General features: G+C 50.6%; 2 protein-coding genes. Both read right to left on the bottom strand.

The genetic code is table 11. The features are described 5' to 3' along the window. Positions 1-80: 80 nt before the first annotated feature. Positions 81-821, bottom strand: coding sequence for an IS21-like element helper ATPase IstB (gene istB / locus ACVA53_RS24880; RefSeq protein WP_255045485.1), 741 nt, complete (start codon positions 819-821; stop codon positions 81-83). Positions 822-830: 9 nt separating this feature from the next. After that, on the bottom strand, positions 831-1,394 hold a 564-nt coding region (locus ACVA53_RS24885), incomplete at its 5' end, for a Mu transposase domain-containing protein (protein WP_446506622.1).

The following is a 1,394-nucleotide window of genomic DNA, read 5'->3' on the forward strand; positions in this document are numbered from 1 at the left end:
TGCGTATTCCGCTGATTCCGGACACCCATTCCGCGTTTAACCGGACGCCCTTTTCCCCAAGCTTTTCTCTACCCCTATTTTTACTCTACCTGTCCGGTTTGCGCTAGTTTTCTCATAGATTCACCTTTCAGCTCTATTCGGTGGCTATTGTGGATCAGCCTATCTAACAGAGCGTCAGCAACAGTGGCATTACCGATCATGTTGTACCACTCCTTAACCGGTAATTGACTGACCATGATCGTGCTGCTCGTTTGGTACCTATCCTCAAGAAGCTCTAGCAGATGGCCGGCATGATCTGGGCTAAGTTTCTCCATTCCCCAGTCATCTAAGATCAGGAGATCTTTTCGGGCTAGCGCCTGTAGCTGCTTTTGGTATGTGCCATCAAGGCGGCCTGAGCTAAGATCGTCTAGTAGTCGGCTGAGGCGGTAATATCGAGCACTATGCAGATGCTCACACGCTTGTCCCGCCAAGGCGCAAGCGAGGTAAGTCTTCCCTGCACCTGTTGGACCTGTGATCAGAACGTTTTGCTTCTTCTGAAGATACTTGCCAGTGAGCAGTTCACTTATTTGTACTCGCCTTAACCCTCGACCTTCTTCGTAGATAATTTGGCTAGCAAGCCCATCTAGCCTGAGCTTTGCCTGTCGTTTAAGTCTGAGGATCTTGGCTTGATCCCTACCTAGTATTTCACTTTCCAACAGCAGAGTGAGCCTCTCCTCGAAGCTCAGTTCAGCATAAGTGGAGGCTTGCTCTCGCTGCTGCTCTAACGCTGTCGCAGCATGACCAAGGCGCAGGACTTTGAGTTGTTCATTGATAGAGTTCATTGTGTGCTCCTAGTGATAACTATTCGGGCCGCGAACATTGCTGTGCTGGATGTCCGGTGTAATTTCTGGTGAGGCCGATAACCGACCCTCCCGGTGATTTTGCAGTAAGTTTCTGATGAACCGCAGGTACGGCTTGTTGACGATGAGGGCATCTTTGCAGGCTTGCTCAAGACGCTGCTCACTATGTTTGGTTGAGAGGTTCAGTAACCCCAGACAGCTACGGATGGCTTGTGCAGGATGGTCTTTAGACTGGAGCAGATGGCTGACGACTTCTCTCGTTGCGGGGCCGATCCTCGCCGCCCAACTCTGTAGCTTCTCCGGCGACCATTTCTGATACTGGTGGTTACTTGGCATATGTTCTGTGTAGGTACTTTGGCCACGCGCCTTTGCGCTTGTTGGGTGTTGAGCAACGCATTGACCTTGATGGTAGATCCGGACAAGTTTACGACTGGCCTCAAGTTGAACATGCTGTCCAACCAACTGGTGTGGGACAGAGTAGTAATGCTGCTTATATTCGATATGGTAGTCCGGCCCCACCTTGGCTTGCTTGAACTCTGTATATAGGAAGCGTTC

It is taken from the genome of Photobacterium sp. DNB23_23_1, assembly GCF_052873815.1.

Excerpts from the sequence above, each read along its gene's own strand:
- istB (WP_255045485.1), bottom strand. The coding sequence starts at position 821 with ATGAACTCTATCAATGAACAACTCAAAGTCCTGCGCCTTGGTCATGCT.